Genomic DNA, 16,829 nt, shown 5'->3' with positions numbered 1-16,829 from the left:
GGCTCCTTGGTCAGGGGCAATCAGGGACAGTGTAGGCGAGTCTGCGCGGGAGCCAGTCTGGCTGGCTCGCGCAGGGACGATGTCAGGCCTCGTAGCCCAGGTTCGGCGCCAGCCAGCGCTCGCTCACGCTCAGGTCCTGGCCTTTGCGCGCGCTGTACTGCTCGACCTGGTCCTTGTCCACCTTGCCCACGGCGAAGTACTGCGCCTGTGGGTGGGCGAAGTACCAACCGCTGACCGCCGCCGCCGGGAACATGGCGAAGTGCTCGGTGAGGAACACGCCACTGGGGCCGGTCTCGCCGATGGCGCTGCCATCGAGCAGGCGGAACAGCGTGGCCTTCTCGGTGTGGTCCGGGCAGGCTGGGTAGCCCGGGGCAGGGCGGATACCGCTGTACTGCTCCTTGATCAGCGCCTCGTTGTCCAGGTGCTCATCCTTGGCATAACCCCAGTGCTCCTTGCGCACCTGCTCGTGCAGCCACTCGGCGCAGGCCTCGGCCAGGCGGTCGGCCAGGGCCTTGACCATGATCGAGCTGTAGTCGTCGCCCTTGTCCTGGTAGGCCTTGGCCACTTCCTCGGCGCCAATGCCGGCGGTGGTGATGAAGCCACCGACGTAGTCGGTCACGCCGCTGTCTTTCGGCGCGACGAAGTCGGCCAGCGACCAGTTCGGCTTGCCGTCGGGCTTGATGGTCTGCTGGCGCAGGTGGTGCAGGGTGGCCAGGGTCTGGCCGGTGTCGCCATAGACTTCGATGTCGTCATCGGCCACCTGGTTGGCCGGCCAGAAGCCGAACACTGCGCGGGCGCTGATCAGCTTTTCGTTGATCAGCTTGTCGAGCATCTCGCGGGCGTCCTGGTACAGCGCCGTGGCAGCCTCGCCGACCACTTCGTCGGTGAGGATGCGCGGGAACTTGCCGGCCAGGTCCCAGGAGATGAAGAACGGCGTCCAGTCGATGTATTCGGCCAGGGTGCGCAGGTCGATGTCCTCGAGCACCTTGACGCCGGTGAAGCTGGGCACCGCGGCCTTATAGCCGGCCCAGTCGTACTGCGGCTTGGCGGCGATGGCCTGGGCATAGCTCAGGCGCTCGGTGCGGGCGCTGCGGTTGGCGGTGCGCTCGCGGACCTCGACGTATTCCTCGCGGGTCTTGTCGACGAAGCCGGGCTTGAGCTCCTTGGACAGCAGCTGGGTGGCCACGCCCACGGCGCGCGAGGCGTCGGTGACGTAGACCACGGCATCGTTCGAGTACTTGGGCTCGATCTTCACCGCGGTGTGGGCCTTCGAAGTAGTGGCGCCACCGATCATCAGCGGCAGGTTGAAACCCTGGCGCTGCATCTCGCGGGCGACATGCACCATCTCGTCCAGCGACGGGGTGATCAGCCCGGACAGGCCGATGATGTCGCACTTCTGCTCGCGGGCGGTCTGCAGGATCTTCTCGGCCGGCACCATCACGCCGAGGTCGACGATGTCGTAGCCGTTGCAGCCAAGCACCACGCCGACGATGTTCTTGCCGATGTCGTGCACGTCGCCCTTGACCGTGGCCATCAGGATCTTGCCCTTGGCTTCGGGCTTGTCGCCTTTCTCGGCCTCGATGAACGGGATCAGGTGGGCCACGGCTTGCTTCATGACGCGGGCCGACTTGACCACCTGGGGCAGGAACATCTTGCCGGCGCCGAACAGGTCGCCGACCACGTTCATGCCACTCATCAGCGGGCCTTCGATGACCTCGATGGGCCGCGCGCATTGCTGGCGACACTCCTCGGTGTCCTCGACGATGTGCGCAGTGATGCCCTTGACCAGCGCGTGCTCAAGGCGCTTGGCCACCGGCAGCGCGCGCCACTCTTCGTTCTCGACTTCCTTGGTGGCGCCGCCGCCCTTGTAGTCGTCGGCAATCGCCAGCAGGGCATCGGTGCCGTGCGGGGTGCGGTTGAGCACCACGTCCTCGACCTTCTCGCGCAGCGCGGCGGGGATTTCGTCGTAGATCTCCAGCTGGCCGGCGTTGACGATACCCATGGTCAGGCCGTTCTGGATGGCGTGATAGAGGAATACCGAGTGGATCGCCTCGCGCACCGGGTTGTTGCCGCGGAACGAGAACGACACGTTGGACACGCCGCCCGAGCTCAGGGCGTAGGGCAGGTGGTCGCGGATATAGGCGCAGGCCTCGATGAAGTCGACGGCATAGTTGTTGTGCTCTTCGATGCCGGTGGCGACGGCGAAGATGTTCGGGTCGAAGATGATGTCTTCCGGCGGGAAGCCCACCTCGTTGACCAGGATGTCGTAGCTGCGCTGGCAGATCTCGCGCTTGCGCGCGGCGGTGTCGGCCTGGCCGACCTCGTCGAAGGCCATCACCACCACGGCGGCGCCGTAGCGTTTGCACAGGCGGGCGTGGTGCTTGAACTGCTCGACGCCTTCCTTCATCGAAATCGAGTTGACGATGCCCTTGCCCTGGATGCACTTCAGGCCCGCCTCGATCACCTCCCACTTGGAGGAGTCGATCATGATCGGTACCCGGGAGATATCCGGCTCGCCGGCGATAAGGTTGAGGAAGCGGACCATGGCGGCCTGGGAGTCGAGCATCCCTTCGTCCATGTTGATGTCGATCACCTGGGCGCCGGCCTCGACCTGCTGCAGGGCGACTTCCAGGGCCTCGGTGTAGTTTTCTTCGCGGATCAGCCGGGCGAACTTGGCGGAACCGGTGATGTTGGTGCGCTCGCCGACGTTGACGAACAGCGACTGGCGATCGATGGTGAACGGTTCCAGGCCCGACAGACGGCAAGCCTTGGGGATATCCGGGATGGCGCGTGGCTTGTATTTGGCCACGGCCTCGGCGATGGCCTGGATGTGCGGCGGAGTGGTGCCGCAGCAGCCGCCGATGATGTTGAGGAAGCCGCTGGCGGCGAACTCCTCGACCACCGCGGCCATTTCCGCCGGGGTCTCGTCGTACTCGCCGAAGGCGTTGGGCAGGCCGGCGTTGGGGTGGGCGGAGACATGGGTGTCGGCCTTGGTCGCCAGTTCTTCGAGGTACGGGCGCAGGTCCTTGGCGCCAAGGGCGCAGTTCAGGCCGACGGAGATTGGCTTGGCGTGGCGCACCGAGTTCCAGAACGCTTCGGTGGTCTGCCCGGACAGGGTGCGGCCGGAGGCGTCGGTGATGGTGCCGGAAATCATGATCGGCAGTTCGACATCGTCTTCCTCGAACACCTGCTGCACGGCGAAGATCGCTGCCTTGGCGTTGAGGGTATCGAAGATGGTCTCGATCAGGATCAGGTCGGCGCCGCCCTCGATCAGGCCACGGGTGGCCTCGATGTAGTTTGCCACCAGTTCGTCGAAGGTGACGTTGCGATAGCCCGGGTCGTTGACGTCGGGGGAAATCGAGCAGGTGCGGCTGGTCGGGCCGAGCACGCCGGCAACGAAGCGCGGCTTGTCCGGGGTCTCGAGGGTCTTGGCGTCGGCCACCTGGCGGGCGACGCGCGCGCCCTCGACGTTGAGCTCGTAGACCAGCGCCTCCATGCCGTAGTCGGCCTGGGAAATCTGCGTGGCGTTGAAGGTGTTGGTCTCGAGGATATCGGCGCCGGCATCCAGGTAGGCCTTCTCGATCGCGGCGATGACATCGGGGCGGCTGAGCAGCAACAAATCATTATTGCCTTTGACATCGCTTGGCCAATCGGCGAAACGCGTGCCACGATAGTCGTGTTCCTCGAGGCGGTAACTCTGGATCATAGTACCCATGCCGCCGTCGAGGATCAGGATGCGCTCTTTGAGTGCGTGCTGGAGTGCTTGTAAACGAGCGCTGCGGTCGGACATAGGACTACCTGGTCGGGCAAATATCAGAAGGTGCCGATAATAACAAAGCTGCATGGATTTTAGGGGTGTCGCCCATTTACATGAATTTCACTCATGTTGGTGCCGCCCCAACACCTCAGGACCCGCCAGGCTCATCGTGATGGCTTCAAATTAACCAGGACTATCGGCACATGCTGTATCGCATACTTGCCAGCGCCTTCGCCTTGCTCATCAGCGGCGTGGCGTTCGCGCAGGCCACCCAATCGAGCCCGACGATTTCATACACCCGGGACATCCAACCGATCTTCACCGAGAAGTGCGTGGCCTGCCACGCCTGTAACGACGCGGCCTGCCAGCTCAACCTGGGCAGTGCCGAGGGCGCTGAGCGTGGCGCTTCCAAGGTGCCGGTCTACCAGGGCGAACGCAGCCAGGCAGTGCCTACCACGCGGCTGTTCTACGACGCCCGTGACGAGGCCGGCTGGCGCAAGCAGGGCTTCTATTCGGTGCTCGACAAGCAAGGCAGTCAGGCCGCGCTGATGGCGCGCATGCTCGAGCTCGGCCACAAGACCCCGCTCACGCCCAATGCCAAGCTGCCCGATGAGATCGTCCTGGGGCTCAACCGCAACAACATGTGCCCGCTGCCCCACGAGTTCGACGCCTATGCCGGCGCCCATCCCAAAGAAGGCATGCCACTGGCGGTCACCGGCCTCACCGACCAGGAGTACCAGACCTTGCAGCGCTGGCTGGCGGCAGGTGCCCCGGTGGAGAAGAACCCGGTCCAGCCCAGCGCGGTGGAAGCCAAGCAGATCGCCGATTGGGAAGAGCTGCTCAACCGGCCTGGTTCGACCGAAGCATTGGTCGGTCGCTGGTTGTACGAGCACTTGTTCCTGGCGCACATCTACTTTGTTGGCGGCGAGCAAGGCCACTTCTTCCAGTGGGTGCGCTCGCGCACGCCGAGCGGCCAGCCGGTCGACCTGATCGCCACGCGCCGCCCCAACGATCCGCCGGGCACCGATTTCTACTATCGGCTGATTCCGGTGCAAGGCGTGATCGTGCACAAGACCCATATCACCTACCCGATGGGGCCGCAGAAGCTCAAGCGGGTCAAGCAGCTGTTCTACAGCGGCGACTGGCACGCCAGTGCGCTGCCGGGCTATGGCCCGCGGCACCGCTCCAACCCGTTCGAGACCTTCGAGGCGATCCCGGCGGTGGCCCGCTACCAGTTCATGCTGGACAACGCCGAGTACTTCGTCCGGACCTTCATCCGTGGCCCGGTGTGCCGTGGGCAGATCGCCACCGACGTGATCCGCGACAACTTCTGGGCGCTGTTCCAGGAACCCGCTCACGACCTCTACATCACCGACGCCAAGTACCGGGGCGAGGCCACGCCGCTGCTGGCCATGCCTGGGCAGATCGACGATGTCGGCAGCGTGCTGAGCCTGTGGCATGCCTACCGCGACAAGCGCAACGAGTACGAGGCGCTGCGCCGTGAAGCCTATGCCGAGCAACCGGCGCCCAGCTGGTCGACCCTGTGGGCCGGCAACGACAACGCCCTGCTGAGTATCTTCCGCCACTTCGACAGCGCCTCGGTGACCAAGGGCCTGATTGGCGATGTACCGTTGACGATGTGGCTGTTCGACTACCCACTGTTCGAGCGTACTTACTACCAGTTGGCGGTGAACTTTGACGTGTTCGGCAACGTTTCGCACCAGTTGCAGACGCGCCTGTACTTCGACCTGATCCGTAACGGCGCCGAGGTCAACTTCCTGCGCCTGATGCCCGCCAACCAGCGTGGTCAGATACTCAGCGACTGGTACCAGAACAGCGGCAAGGTGAAGATGTGGATGGACTACGAGGACATCGACACCAGCACCCCGAGCGCGCTGAAGCTGGACAAGCACGATCCCAAGCGCGACTTCGGCCTGCAACTGCTGCAACGCACCGGCAGCCTCAACGCCGCGCCCGACCCGATCAACCGCTGCAAGGGCGCCCATTGTTCGCGCGCGCAGATGCCGGTCGAGTTCCGTGACGCCGAGCAGACCCTCAGCCGCCTGGTATCGCGCCCGGCGGCGGGGCTCAAGGTGATCGGCCAGTTGCCCGAGGCGACCATGCTGCGCATCGAAGGGCAGGGCGGCCAGCGCCAGGTCTACAGCCTGCTGCGCAACCGCGCCCACAGCAACGTGGCGTTCCTGCTCGGCGAGGCCTATCGCTACCAGCCCGGGCTGGACAGCCTGACCTTGTATCCGGGCGTGCTCAGCAGCTATCCGAACTTCATCTTCAACATTCCGGTGGCCGATGTGCCGGAGTTCGTCGAGGACATGGAGGCGGCGCGGGACGACACCGCCAAGTTCGAGCGCATCGTCATGCGTTGGGGCGTGCGTCGCAGCCATCCGCAGTTCTGGCAGTACTTCCATGACCTGAATCGCTATATCCAGGAGACCGATCCGGTGGAGGCGGGGGTGCTCGACATGAACCGCTACGAGAACCTCTGATCGGTTGACCGGGACTTTCCCGGCCTGCCGTGGTCGGAACTGCTGGATGGTTTCGGTTGAAATGGCTCTGCAGCCATCACCGGGGTAGGAGCGGCCTTGTGCCGCGAAAGGGCTGCAAAGCAGCCCCAGGGGCCTTCAGCAACGCTGCAAAGATTGCCGGGGCCGCGCAGCGGCCCTTTCGCGGCACAAGGCCGCTCCTACCCCGCGATGGCGATAGCCTGATTGCCGAGGCCTCAACGCACCGGCCAACGCAGGGTTATTCATGCTGTATTCGCTTCAGGCGCTCCGGGCTTTTGCCGCCTGGTTGGTGGTTTGCCACCACTTCAGGCAGATCTTCTTCGACTTCCAATCCACCGGCCCCATCGGCCAACTGCTCGCCGACCGCGGTGCGGTGGGGGTGGACCTGTTCTTCGTCATCAGTGGGCTGGTGATCTACTTGTCGACCCGCGACAAAACCATCGCCCCCGGGCAATTCCTGCTCAACCGCGCCTTGCGCATCGTCCCCGCCTATTGGTTCTACAGCCTGCTGATGGCCGTGCTGATGCTGATCGCCAGCCGCTGGATGCCGCACCAGGTGTTCGAGTGGCAGCACCTGCTGTTGTCGCTGCTGTTCATTCCCGCCGAGAACCCCGGTGGCTATGGGCTGTACCCGACCCTCAACGTTGGCTGGACGCTGAATTTCGAGATGTTCTTCTACCTGCTGTTCGGCCTGGCCTTGCTGGTGCGCCAGCGCCATCACTTGCTGCTGGTCACCGCGGCATTGCTGCTGGTCAGCGAAGCGCTGGGGCGCCTGGGCGTGCTCAGCCGCTTCTACCACAACGACATCGTCTACGAGTTTTTGCTCGGCATCGGCATCGGCGTGCTCTACCGCCGTGGCCTGGTGCGCGAGGGGCTGTGGCTGCCGCTGGGGCTGCTGGCGCTGGCCGTGGTGGCGCTGTACTACTTGGGTGCCTCACCGCGCTTGCTGCACTGGGGAGTGCCCAGCGCGCTGGTGGTGCTGGCGTTCATCGCCCTGGAGCCGTATTTCAAGGGCAACCGGGTGCTCAAGGCGCTGGGGGACTGTTCGTACTCGGTGTACCTGGTGCATGTTCTGGTGCTGTATGGCGGGTTGTTCGCCAGCGAGCAGTTGGGCCTGAACCCGTACCTGGTGTTCGCCTTGTGCGTGCCGTCAATCGGACTAATGTCGTGGCTCAGCTACCACTGGCTGGAACGTAGCCTGTATGGGCGGCTCAAGGCCGTATTCGCCGCGCGATCGGCGCAGAAGCCGGCGCTGGCGCTTTCCCGAGTCAATTACTAGGACTTTGTTCGAGGGCCGGGTTGGCGTACACTGCCGGCAAGTCTGTGAGGAACTTCCATGAGCGCTATAACCATTACCGACGCCGCCCATGATTACCTGGCCGATCTGCTGTCCAAGCAGAACACGCCTGGCATCGGCATCCGTATTTTCATCACCCAGCCGGGCACCCAGTACGCCGAGACCTGCATCGCCTACTGCAAGCCGGGCGAAGAGAAGCCCGACGATGAACCGGTGGGCCTGAAAAGCTTCACTGCCTACCTCGACGCGGTCAGCGTGCCGTTCCTCGAGGACGCGCTGGTGGACTACGCCACCGACCGCATGGGTGGCCAGCTGACCATCAAGGCGCCGAACGCCAAGGTGCCGATGGTCAACGAGGACAGCCCGATCAACGAGCGGATCAACTACTACCTGCAGACCGAGATCAACCCGGGCCTGGCCAGTCACGGCGGTGCCGTGAGCCTGGTGGACGTGGTCGACGACGGCATTGCCGTGCTGCAGTTCGGCGGTGGTTGCCAAGGTTGCGGCCAGGCCGATGTGACGCTGAAGGAAGGCATCGAGCGCACCCTGCTCGAGCGTATTCCCGAGCTCAAGGGCGTGCGTGACGTGACCGACCACAGCCAAAAGGAAAACGCATACTACTAAGGCGTGTTTCTCCATCGCGGGGCAAGCCCGCACCCACGCCTGGCTCGAGTGCCGTCCAGGCGCGGGTGCGAGCTTGCCCCGCGATGCGTTGAGCTACTTCCATTCGACTGAACAAGGATGCTCGGTATGAAGCGCTCCCTTGCCGCGCTGTTTACCCTGATGCTTTCGACCCAGGTACTGGGGGCGTACCAGCCTCCAGGCAACAGCGAGACCGATTACCGCCAGGCCGTTGCCCGCCTCGACGCTATCGAGCCGCAGATGATGCGAATGATCCAACAGCTGGCCGAAGGCGCTTCAGCCCAGGACCTGGAACCGCGTCTGAGCCAGTTGCGCGGTGAATGGACGCCGGCGCTGGCACAGCTGCAGCGCGCAGTCGATGCGGGCCATGCCGTGGCCCAGTACCGTATGGCGCTCTACCTGTTCGTCTATCAGCCGGATGCGGCGGTGCTTGACGATCCTGCGCAATGCACGCTGTTGGCCTCGAGCCTGGAGCAAGGCTTCGCGCCAGCGGCTTTGCGGATCGCCAACCAATGCATGGGGTATGTCGACGGGCCTGCCTACGCACCCGCGCTGAGCAAGGCGCTGGCCGATTTCTCCCAGTTCACGGGCTACTATCCGCAACCGGCGGTGACGCTGGAGTGTGTCAAGCAGGACCCGAAAGACATCCAGTTGCAATGGGGCACCGCGCCGTCCTATCAGGCTGAACTTTACCGGCTGCTCGGTTACGCCGCTGAGCGGAACAGCCCGGCGCGCCGGGAGTTCTGGCAGAAGGCCGTCGACCTGAACGGCTGCCCCGCGATCGCCCGGCGTATGGACAGGTTGCGCGGCTGAGTTGGCATCTAGCAATAAACTGTTACCAATTCAACCCCTGCGACAACCGGTCGCGCCCCGTATTCAAAGGGCTGCAGCCCGATTGCGCCTAAGTCGGGTAGATGGGGTGGGGGGGGCGTGACAGAATGCCCCGGTTTTCTGGCCGGCCCATCCCAGGGGTCGGCACCTTCCCTGTAAAGGATGGTTCCATGAATGATCTGTTGACCCGGCGCGCGGTTGTCGCCGGGATGGGCGTACTGGGCCTTGGCCTGCTGGCGGGCTGCAGCCCGGCCCGGGGCCTGGACTTCAAGTACGGCAAGAACATGAGCAACGAGATCCTTGGGCGCAAGTTCAAGCTCAAGGACACGCAAGGCAACGAGCGGACCCTGTCGAGCTTCTACGGGTCGATGCCGATGATCTTCTTCGGCTTCACCCAGTGCCCGGCCGTCTGCCCGACCGCCATGGCGCGGGTGGCGCAGATTCGCAAGATCCTCCGTGGCCGTGATCGCGACCTGTTCCAGCCGGTGTTCATCACCCTGGATCCGGAGCGCGACACCCCCGAGGTGCTAGACGCCTACGTCAAGGCCTTCGATCCGTCGATCGTCGCCCTGACCGGCACCCCCGAGGAAATCGATGCGGTGGCCCGGGAGTTCAAGGTGTTCTACGAGAAGGTTCCGGCCGGCGACACCTACACCATCTCTCACTCGTCCACCAGCTACGTCTACGATACGCGTAGCACCCTGCGCCTGAGCCTGGGGCATTCCCTGAACGCCAAGGAATGCGCCGAGGATCTGGTTACCCTGATGGAGATCTGCTGAATGTCGATGCAACCGATCAAGCGCGGCCTGGCCGCCCTGGCCCTGCTGGGCCTGACCTTGCCAGCCCTGGCCCAGACCACCGTGAGCGATGCCTGGGTGCGCGCCAGCGTGCCGCAGCAGCACGCCACCGGCGCCTTCATGACCCTCACCGCCAGCAGCGACAGCAAGCTGGTGGGCGTGGCTTCGCCGGTGGCCAAGACCGTGCAGGTGCACGAGATGACCATGAACGGCGACGTGATGGGCATGCGTGAAGTCAAGGCGGTCGAGTTGCCGGCCGGCAAGGCGGTGACCCTGGATCCGAACGGCTACCACGTGATGCTGATGGGCTTGAACCAGCAGGTCAAGGAAGGCGAGCAGGTAGCGCTGACCCTGACCATCGAGGATGCCAAGGGCGTGAAGGAAACCCTGCAGGTACAGGCACCGGTACGCGCGCTCAACGCCGAGGCCGGCGCCGGGCATGACCATATGCACATGAATCACTGAGAGTAGCTCGGGGGCGCGTTGCGCCTCGTTCGCGGCACGAGGCCGCTCCTACAAGGGGGTTACGATCTCCTGTAGGAGCGCCCTGCAAAGCAGCCCCATCAACTACGGAACCTGGGCAGCGGCCGCTCGATGTTCAGTGAGGTCAGGGTCTTGCGCACCTGGGCGTCCTCGGCCTCCAGGGCCTTCAGGCTGGCGCGGATCTTACCCGCAGCGGGTATGTCGCCCTGACGGTCGATCCAGTCGGCGATTTCCTTGCAGGCGCTGCTCAGGCAGGCCTGACGCTGGTTCATCAGGGTGATCAGGGTGGTGATCTCTCGTTCGGACATGGCGGGTTCCTCCGTTCAGCCCCTTGAGTGTAGCAGCGGCCAGCGCGGCTGCCGGAACGCTCAGGCGCGGTAGCCAACGGCCAGCAAGCAGGCCAGCAGCGCGCAGGCCAGCAGTGTCGCCGCCAGGGCCTGGGCGGCCCCCACCAGCATCAATCCCAGGCCGATCTGCAGATAATAGAGCAGCCCGAACAGCGCCCCGGCACTGCCGCGACAATCGCCGTAGTCGACCAGGGCCGAGCCGAGCACCAGCGGGATGGCCATGGCAAAGGCAACCATCACCAGCAGCATGGCGGCGACCGCCCACAGGCTGTTGGCCAACGCCAACATGGCCAGGGCTGCCAGCAGGTCGAGCAGGCAGGCCAGGCGCAACAGGCGCTGCATGCTGATCCCTCGGCGCAGCAACCTGTCGTTGAGCTGTGCGCCGAGCAACGCGCCACCTGCCAGGGCAAGGCCGGAATACCCCATCCAGGCGCTGGCGCCGAGCCGCTCGAAGATAAACGGCGCCAAGCTGTACCAACTGAACACGCTGATGTTGAACACGGCCACCAGGGCGCAGGCCTGCTGGATGCGGCGGTCGACGAGCAGGCGCCAGAGCAGTTGGCCGAGCGCCGGGGCCGTGCATCGGCCGGGGCGGGTTTCCGGCAGGCAGCGCCAGGTCCAGGCCAGCAATATCGTGGCCATCAGCAATTGGCCGGCCAGCACGCCCTGGTAGCCAAGCACGTTATCCAGCCAGGCTCCGCCGAGCAGGCCCAGGGCCGGGCTGAGGGCCAGGCAGGCGCCAAGCAGCGAGAATACCCGGGCCAGTTCGGCGCCCTGGTGACGGTCGCGCAGCACGGTCTGGGTCACCACCGAGCCCACCGCAGCGGCAAAGGCTGCCACGATTCGGGCGGCCAGCAGTTGGCTGAAATTGTCGGCCAGCAGCGCGGCCAGGGCGGCGACGCTGTACAACAGCAACCCCGCGAGCATGGCTGGGCGCCGGCCCCACAGGTCGGACAGGCGCCCCCAGGCCAGCACGCCGGCGGCGAACGCCACGAAATACAGCGACAGGGTCAGCGACGCCTGGGCGGCGTTCACGGCAAAATGTTCGGCCAGCGAAACCAGGGCCGGGCTGTAAAGGGTCTCGGCAATTTGCGGGAACATCAGCAGGGCACTGGCCAGGGCCAGCCAGGATCGGGAAAGCATGGTATCGACGCCTTGGGCGAGAAGGGCCGGAGATGGTAGGGGGGCAAGCGGTTGGACTATTATCGCGAACTGAACAGTTTATCGTCGAAATCGGACACATCGCCCATGGCCTGGCTGGACCCGGACTCACCTTTTGACCCCGACGCCTTCGCCGTGCCCGTGCTGGGTATCTGCTCGGCCTTGGGCGACCACGACTCAGGGCACCACTGCCATCGTCGCGGCCAGTTGCTTTTCACTCGTCAGGGCTGCGTGCGAATCGAGACGCCTGGGCATTTGTGTCTGTTGCCACCGACGCAGGCGGCGTGGATCCCGGCGGGGCTCGAGCATCGGGCGCGGATGCGCGAGACCGTGGACTACCGCTCGCTGTACTTCACCGCAGCGTTATGCAAAGGCATGCCCGCGCAAGTCACGATCCTCAGCGTCAATGCGTTGCTGCGCGAATTGTTCGAACGCATGGCCCAGGCACCGTTCGACACGGCCTGGGACCGCGGCGGCAGCGCGCATCTGCTGGCGTTGTGCCTGGACGAACTGCGGCAGGCGCCGCGCCAGCCGATGTTCCTGCCATTGCCGAGTGACCGCCGCTTGGCTCGGCTGGTGGAGCAGTTGGACCGTTTGCCGCCAACGCTGGGTGAGCTGGCGGGCCAGGTGGGGGCCAGCGAAAAGACCATCAGCCGCCTGCTCAGGCGCGACACCGGGATGTCCTATCAGCAATGGCGGCAGCAGTGGCGCCTGTTGCGCGCGGTGGAGCAGTTGGCACTGCAACGGCCCTTGGGGGCGATCACCGATGAACTGGGTTTTGCCAGCGACAGCGCTTTCATCGCTTTCTTTCGCGGCATGACCGGTTTGACGCCCGGCGCCTGGGCGCGGGCGGCTATGCCAGGTTGAGGCAGGCCTGGCGATAGGCCCCGGGGGTGACCCCGTAGGCCTGCTTGAACTGGCGGCTCAGGTGGCTCTGGTCGGCAAAGCCGAGCATGAAGGCGACCTCCAGGGCCGGCTGGCCGCTTTTCAGCAGCTCCCGTGCCCGCGCCAGGCGACGCTGCTTGAGCCAGGCATGGGGCGGCAGGCCGGTGGCCTGGCGGAACACCCGGGCGAAGTGAAAGGGTGACAGGTTCACCGCCGCGGCCAGCGCTTCCAGCGACGGCGGGTCGGCCAACTGGCTTTCCAGCAACTCACGGGCGCGGGCCACGGCCAGCGGCTCGTTGCCGGGCGCGGCCGGTTCGGCGCAGTGGCCATGGCGCTGCACCAGCGCCAGCACGGCCTGGCGCCAGGCAGTCTGTTGCTCCAGGGCGCTGGCGCCGGTTTCGGACAGCCGGTGCAGGTGGCTGAACGCGGCGGCCAGGGCCGGGTCCTGGATCACGCTGTCCTTGAAGCGGGGCAGGCCATGGCGGCCCAGTTCCAGTTCGTCGAGCACCCCGGTGACCCGCGCGTGCTCGGGGTAGAAGCCACGGTAGCGCCAGCCGGCCTCATGAGCCGTGGCGCCGGTGTGCAGTTCGTCGGGGTTGATCAGCACCATGCTGCCCACTGGCGCCAGGTGCTCGTTGCCACGGTGCCAGAAGCGCTGGGCACCAGACTCGATCACGGTGAACACATAGCCTTCGTGCACATGCGGGGCGAAGCGCTGCTGGAAATAGCGAGCGTGCAGCATCTCGACATCGCCGAGGGCCGGCGCCTGCCACAGGTGGGTCTGTTCGCGCAGGGGCGTGTTCATGCCAGCCAGCTGCGCAGGAGGAAGAAGATCAACATGCTCGCCAGCATGCTCAGCAACACGCTGCGGGTCAACAGCACCAGGCCGATGGCCACCAGCGCGCCAAGCAGGTAAGGGTTGAGCGGGCTCAGTTCAAGCTGATGCCCGGGCAGGAAGATGATCGGCCCGCAGATGGCCGTGAGCATGCCGGGCACGGCGAAGCCGAGGAACTGCCGCGCGTTGGAGCTCAGGCGCAGTGGCAGGCGTGGTTCGAGAAAGGCGTAGCGGTTGAGGAATACCACCGCGCCCATGGCGCAGATCAGCAGCCAGATCATGAGCGGGCTCCGGAAAATTTCTGATAGACGAACCCAGCGGCCATGCCCAGCAGGCCGGCGGCGACCAGGGCGGTTTCCCAGTGCCAGTAGCTGAACAGTACCGAGCAGAACAGCGACACCGCCACGCACACCAGCGTTGGCAGGTTGCGCACCAGTGGCGCGATCAGTGCGACGAAGGTGGCGACAATGGAGAAATCCAGGCCCAGTTGGTCGAGATGCGGGATGTTCTGGCCGAGGATGATGCCGGCCAGGGTGAACAGGTTCCACGCCACGTAGAAGGTCAGCCCGACGCCCAGGGCGTACCAGCGGTTGAACTGCTGCTGGTCGTGGTGGCTGGTCAGGGCGAAGAACTCATCGGTGAGCAGAAAGCCCAGGCCCAGCCGCCAGCGAGTCGGCAGCCCCGACAGCACGGGGCGCATCGACAGCCCGTAGAGCAGGTGCTGCGAGGTCAGCAGCAAGGTGGTGAGCAGGATCGAGAACAGGTTGGCGCCGCCCTTGAGCATGCCGATAGCCACCAGCTGCGCGGCGCCGGCGAAGACGATGGCCGATAGTCCCTGGCCTTGCCAGGCGCTGAGGTTGGCTTCGATGGCCATGGAACCGGCCAGCAGGCCCCAGGGCGCGACGGCCAGGGACAATGGCAGGATGGCGATGGCGCCTTGGAGGAAGGCGTGGCGGGCGAGGGGTGGGCTGGACATGAAGGCGGCAACGAATCGACAGGGCAGGCCAGCATGCCAGAGCAGGGCGTCGGCGGCTTGAACGATCTTGCTTTGTTGGCCCCGCTTCGAGGCTTTGCGCAACCCCTGTAGGAGCGGCCTTGTGTCGCGAAAGGGGCGCGTAGCGGCCCCAGCGATTCTTGCTTCAATGCTGAATCCCTGGGGCAGCTGCGCAGCCCTTTCGCGGCACAAGGCCGCTCCTACAGGAGAGCGTCTGATCGGCGGTCGCAGCTGTGGATTCAGCGCAGCTCGACCTGCGCGCACAACCCGCCCTCGGCGCGGTTGCGCAAGGTCAGGCTGCCGCCCATGGCCAGGGTCAACTGCTGGGCGATGGCCAGGCCCAGGCCGGTGCCGCCGGTGCTGCGGTTGCGCGAGCCCTCGACCCGGTAGAACGGCTTGAGCACGTCGGCCAGTTCCGCCTCGGGGATGCCAGGGCCATCGTCGAGCACGCGGATCACGGTCACGCCGTGCTCGCGGCCCACTTCCAACTGCGCGGAGCCGGCGAACTTCAGCGCATTGTCCACCAGGTTGACCAGCACCCGTCGCAGGGCATGGGGCCGGGTCTCCAGGGTCGCCTGGGCGCTGCCATGGCGATCGACCCGGGCGCCGCTGTCCTGGTAGTCGAACACCAGGCTGTCGAGGAATGCGTCGAGGTTGACCCGGCACGGCGCCTCGGTGCCGCTGTCCATGCTGCGGGCATAGGCCACGCCCTCGCGTACCAGGTGTTCCATGGCGTCGAGGTCATGTGCCAGCTTGTCCCGCTCCTGGCCGTCGTCCATTTGCTCGACGCGCAGTTTCATGCGTGTGATCGGTGTTTGCAGGTCGTGGGAGATCGCCGCCAGCAACTGCATGCGCTCCTTGAGGTAGGCGGCGATGCGCGCCTGCAAGGCGTTGAAGGCCACCGCAGCGTAGCGCACTTCCCGTGGGCCGCTTTCGTCGAGCAGCGGGCCGGGGTGGTTCGGGTCGAGGTTGTCCACTGCCTGCACCAGGCGGGTCAATGGGCCGATGGCCAGGCGCACGGCGATCCAGGTGCAGGCCAGCAGCACCGCCAGTTGGATCAGCAGCACCACCGGCAGCCAGGTGGCCACTGGCACCGAGGCAGGGGTGACGTCGATGGTCAGCGGCGCACCATCGGCCAGGCGCAAGTGGGCCTGGAAATGCGCATTGGGGCCGGGGATTTCCTGGAACGTCAGGCGATAGCGGTCGCCGATGGCCTTGACGATGGAGTCGGCGGCCATGGGCGGGTTCTCGCTGGGCATCGCCTCGCCGGACAGGCCGTCGTCCAGTCGGTAGCGGTAGGTCCGCCGTTCCAGGCGCGGCAACCAGGCCGGGCGCTCGGCGGCGGGCAGACGGTCGAGGATGGCCACCGAGGTGGAGACATCCAGCTCCAGGTTGCTGAGCATCATCGAGCGGCTGCTGACATAGCGCTCGTAGGCCTGCAGGCTGAACGACAGGCCATAGGCCAGGACCAGCCCGGTGAAGAAGATCAAGGCCAGGCGCGAGGCCAGGGTGCGGGGCCATTTCATGCTGGCGACTCCAGCAATTGCACCGGCAGCGAGAACACATAGCCTTCGCTGCGCACGGTCTTGATGCAGGTGGGCTCGCGGGCGTCATCGCCCAGGCGCTGGCGCAGGCGGCTGACCAGCAGGTCGATGGAGCGGTCGAAGATGTCCGCCTCGCGGCCCTGGGTGAGGTTGAGCAACTGCTCGCGGCTGAGCACCCGCTGCGGGTGGTCGAGGAACACCCGCAACAGGCGGTATTCGGCACCGGACAACGCCACCAGAGTGCCTTCGGCGTCGAGCAGGTGGCGCGCGGTGGTGTCCAGGCGCCAGGGGCCGAAGGCGATCAGCCGGCTGCTTTCGCTGATGGTCAGGTTCGGTGGCAGCATGCGCGTGCGGCGCAGCACGGCGTTGATCCGCGCCAGCAGTTCGCGGGCCGAGAACGGTTTGGTCAGGTAGTCGTCGGCGCCCATTTCCAGGCCGATGATGCGGTCGGTCTCGTCGTTGCGCGCGGTGAGCATCAGCACCGGGGTGTTGCGGTGCTTGCCGGCGCGCAGCTCGCGGCACAGCAGCAGGCCGTCGTCGCCGGGCATCATGATGTCGAGGACGATCAGGTCGACGCTGTTCTGCTCGAGGAAGGCGCGCATCTGCCGGCCATCGGCGACGATGCTGGTGCGCAGGCCGTTCTTCTTCAGGTAGTTGCCGACCAGCTCGCGGATTTCGCGGTCGTCGTCGACGACCAGGATGTGATCGACATGGTCCATCGGGGTGTCCTTGTA

The 16,829-nt window shown here is 65.5% G+C and carries 15 protein-coding genes; 7 read left to right on the top strand and 8 right to left on the bottom strand.

Going from position 1 to position 16,829, the window contains the following annotated elements:
- Window positions 1–82: 82 nt before the first annotated feature.
- The gene (gene metH / locus HU772_RS15395) at window positions 83–3,790 is read right to left on the bottom strand and encodes a methionine synthase (RefSeq protein ID WP_186659655.1); all 3,708 of its coding nucleotides are present in this window, start codon (window positions 3,788–3,790) and stop codon (window positions 83–85) included.
- A gap of 170 nt (window positions 3,791–3,960) precedes the next feature.
- Here metH and HU772_RS15390 point away from each other — a divergent pair, with 170 nt between their 5' ends.
- The 6 genes from HU772_RS15390 to HU772_RS15365 all read left to right on the top strand — a co-directional run bounded on the left by HU772_RS15390 (window position 3,961) and on the right by HU772_RS15365 (window position 10,311).
- Window positions 3,961–6,261: a fatty acid cis/trans isomerase gene (locus HU772_RS15390; protein ID WP_186659657.1), complete on the top strand. Its 2,301-nt coding sequence runs from the start codon at window positions 3,961–3,963 to the stop codon at window positions 6,259–6,261.
- A gap of 262 nt (window positions 6,262–6,523) precedes the next feature.
- Entirely contained in the window at window positions 6,524–7,558 is a 1,035-nt protein-coding gene (locus HU772_RS15385; RefSeq protein ID WP_186659659.1) for an acyltransferase family protein, read from the top strand.
- Between the two features lie 57 nt (window positions 7,559–7,615).
- Entirely contained in the window at window positions 7,616–8,200 is a 585-nt protein-coding gene (nfuA, locus tag HU772_RS15380; RefSeq protein WP_110996563.1) for a Fe-S biogenesis protein NfuA, read from the top strand.
- A 126-nt stretch (window positions 8,201–8,326) separates the two neighbouring features.
- Window positions 8,327–9,031, top strand: a complete 705-nt coding sequence (locus HU772_RS15375; protein ID WP_186659661.1) for a hypothetical protein — start codon at window positions 8,327–8,329, stop codon at window positions 9,029–9,031.
- Window positions 9,032–9,219: 188 nt separating this feature from the next.
- Window positions 9,220–9,828, top strand: a complete 609-nt coding sequence (locus HU772_RS15370; RefSeq protein ID WP_186659663.1) for an SCO family protein — start codon at window positions 9,220–9,222, stop codon at window positions 9,826–9,828.
- Window positions 9,829–10,311, top strand: a complete 483-nt coding sequence (locus tag HU772_RS15365) for a copper chaperone PCu(A)C (protein WP_186659665.1) — start codon at window positions 9,829–9,831, stop codon at window positions 10,309–10,311.
- A 98-nt stretch (window positions 10,312–10,409) separates the two neighbouring features.
- On the opposite strand, the gene HU772_RS15360 is transcribed toward HU772_RS15365, so the two are convergent.
- Entirely contained in the window at window positions 10,410–10,637 is a 228-nt protein-coding gene (locus HU772_RS15360) for a hypothetical protein (RefSeq protein WP_186659667.1), read from the bottom strand.
- 60 nt (window positions 10,638–10,697) lie between these two features.
- Window positions 10,698–11,819: an MFS transporter gene (locus tag HU772_RS15355; RefSeq protein ID WP_186659668.1), complete on the bottom strand. Its 1,122-nt coding sequence runs from the start codon at window positions 11,817–11,819 to the stop codon at window positions 10,698–10,700.
- 105 nt (window positions 11,820–11,924) lie between these two features.
- Here HU772_RS15355 and HU772_RS15350 point away from each other — a divergent pair, with 105 nt between their 5' ends.
- Window positions 11,925–12,704: an AraC family transcriptional regulator gene (locus HU772_RS15350; RefSeq protein ID WP_186659669.1), complete on the top strand. Its 780-nt coding sequence runs from the start codon at window positions 11,925–11,927 to the stop codon at window positions 12,702–12,704.
- On the opposite strand, the gene HU772_RS15345 is transcribed toward HU772_RS15350, so the two are convergent.
- From HU772_RS15345 to HU772_RS15325, 5 genes are all read right to left on the bottom strand, one after another.
- Window positions 12,691–13,527 carry an AraC family transcriptional regulator gene (locus HU772_RS15345; RefSeq protein WP_186659670.1) on the bottom strand — a complete coding sequence of 279 codons (837 nt, stop codon included), beginning with the start codon at window positions 13,525–13,527 and terminating at the stop codon, window positions 12,691–12,693. The genes HU772_RS15350 and HU772_RS15345 overlap by 14 nt on opposite strands.
- Complete coding sequence (locus tag HU772_RS15340; protein ID WP_186659671.1) at window positions 13,524–13,838, bottom strand: AzlD domain-containing protein; 315 nt, start codon at window positions 13,836–13,838, stop codon at window positions 13,524–13,526. The genes HU772_RS15345 and HU772_RS15340 overlap by 4 nt, the downstream gene beginning before the upstream one ends.
- On the bottom strand, window positions 13,835–14,533 hold the full coding sequence (locus HU772_RS15335) for an AzlC family ABC transporter permease (protein ID WP_186659672.1): 699 nt from the start codon (window positions 14,531–14,533) through the stop codon (window positions 13,835–13,837). The genes HU772_RS15340 and HU772_RS15335 overlap by 4 nt, the downstream gene beginning before the upstream one ends.
- A 257-nt stretch (window positions 14,534–14,790) precedes the next feature.
- The gene (locus HU772_RS15330; RefSeq protein WP_186659673.1) at window positions 14,791–16,077 is read right to left on the bottom strand and encodes an ATP-binding protein; all 1,287 of its coding nucleotides are present in this window, start codon (window positions 16,075–16,077) and stop codon (window positions 14,791–14,793) included.
- Window positions 16,074–16,814, bottom strand: coding sequence for a response regulator (locus tag HU772_RS15325; protein WP_186659674.1), 741 nt, complete (start codon window positions 16,812–16,814; stop codon window positions 16,074–16,076). The genes HU772_RS15330 and HU772_RS15325 overlap by 4 nt, the downstream gene beginning before the upstream one ends.
- Window positions 16,815–16,829 lie beyond the last annotated feature (15 nt).

This window comes from Pseudomonas xantholysinigenes (genome assembly GCF_014268885.2).
Lineage (GTDB): Bacteria > Pseudomonadota > Gammaproteobacteria > Pseudomonadales > Pseudomonadaceae > Aquipseudomonas > Aquipseudomonas xantholysinigenes.
Note: the sequence above shows the minus strand (reverse complement) of the source record. Positions and strands in the feature narration are given on the sequence as shown.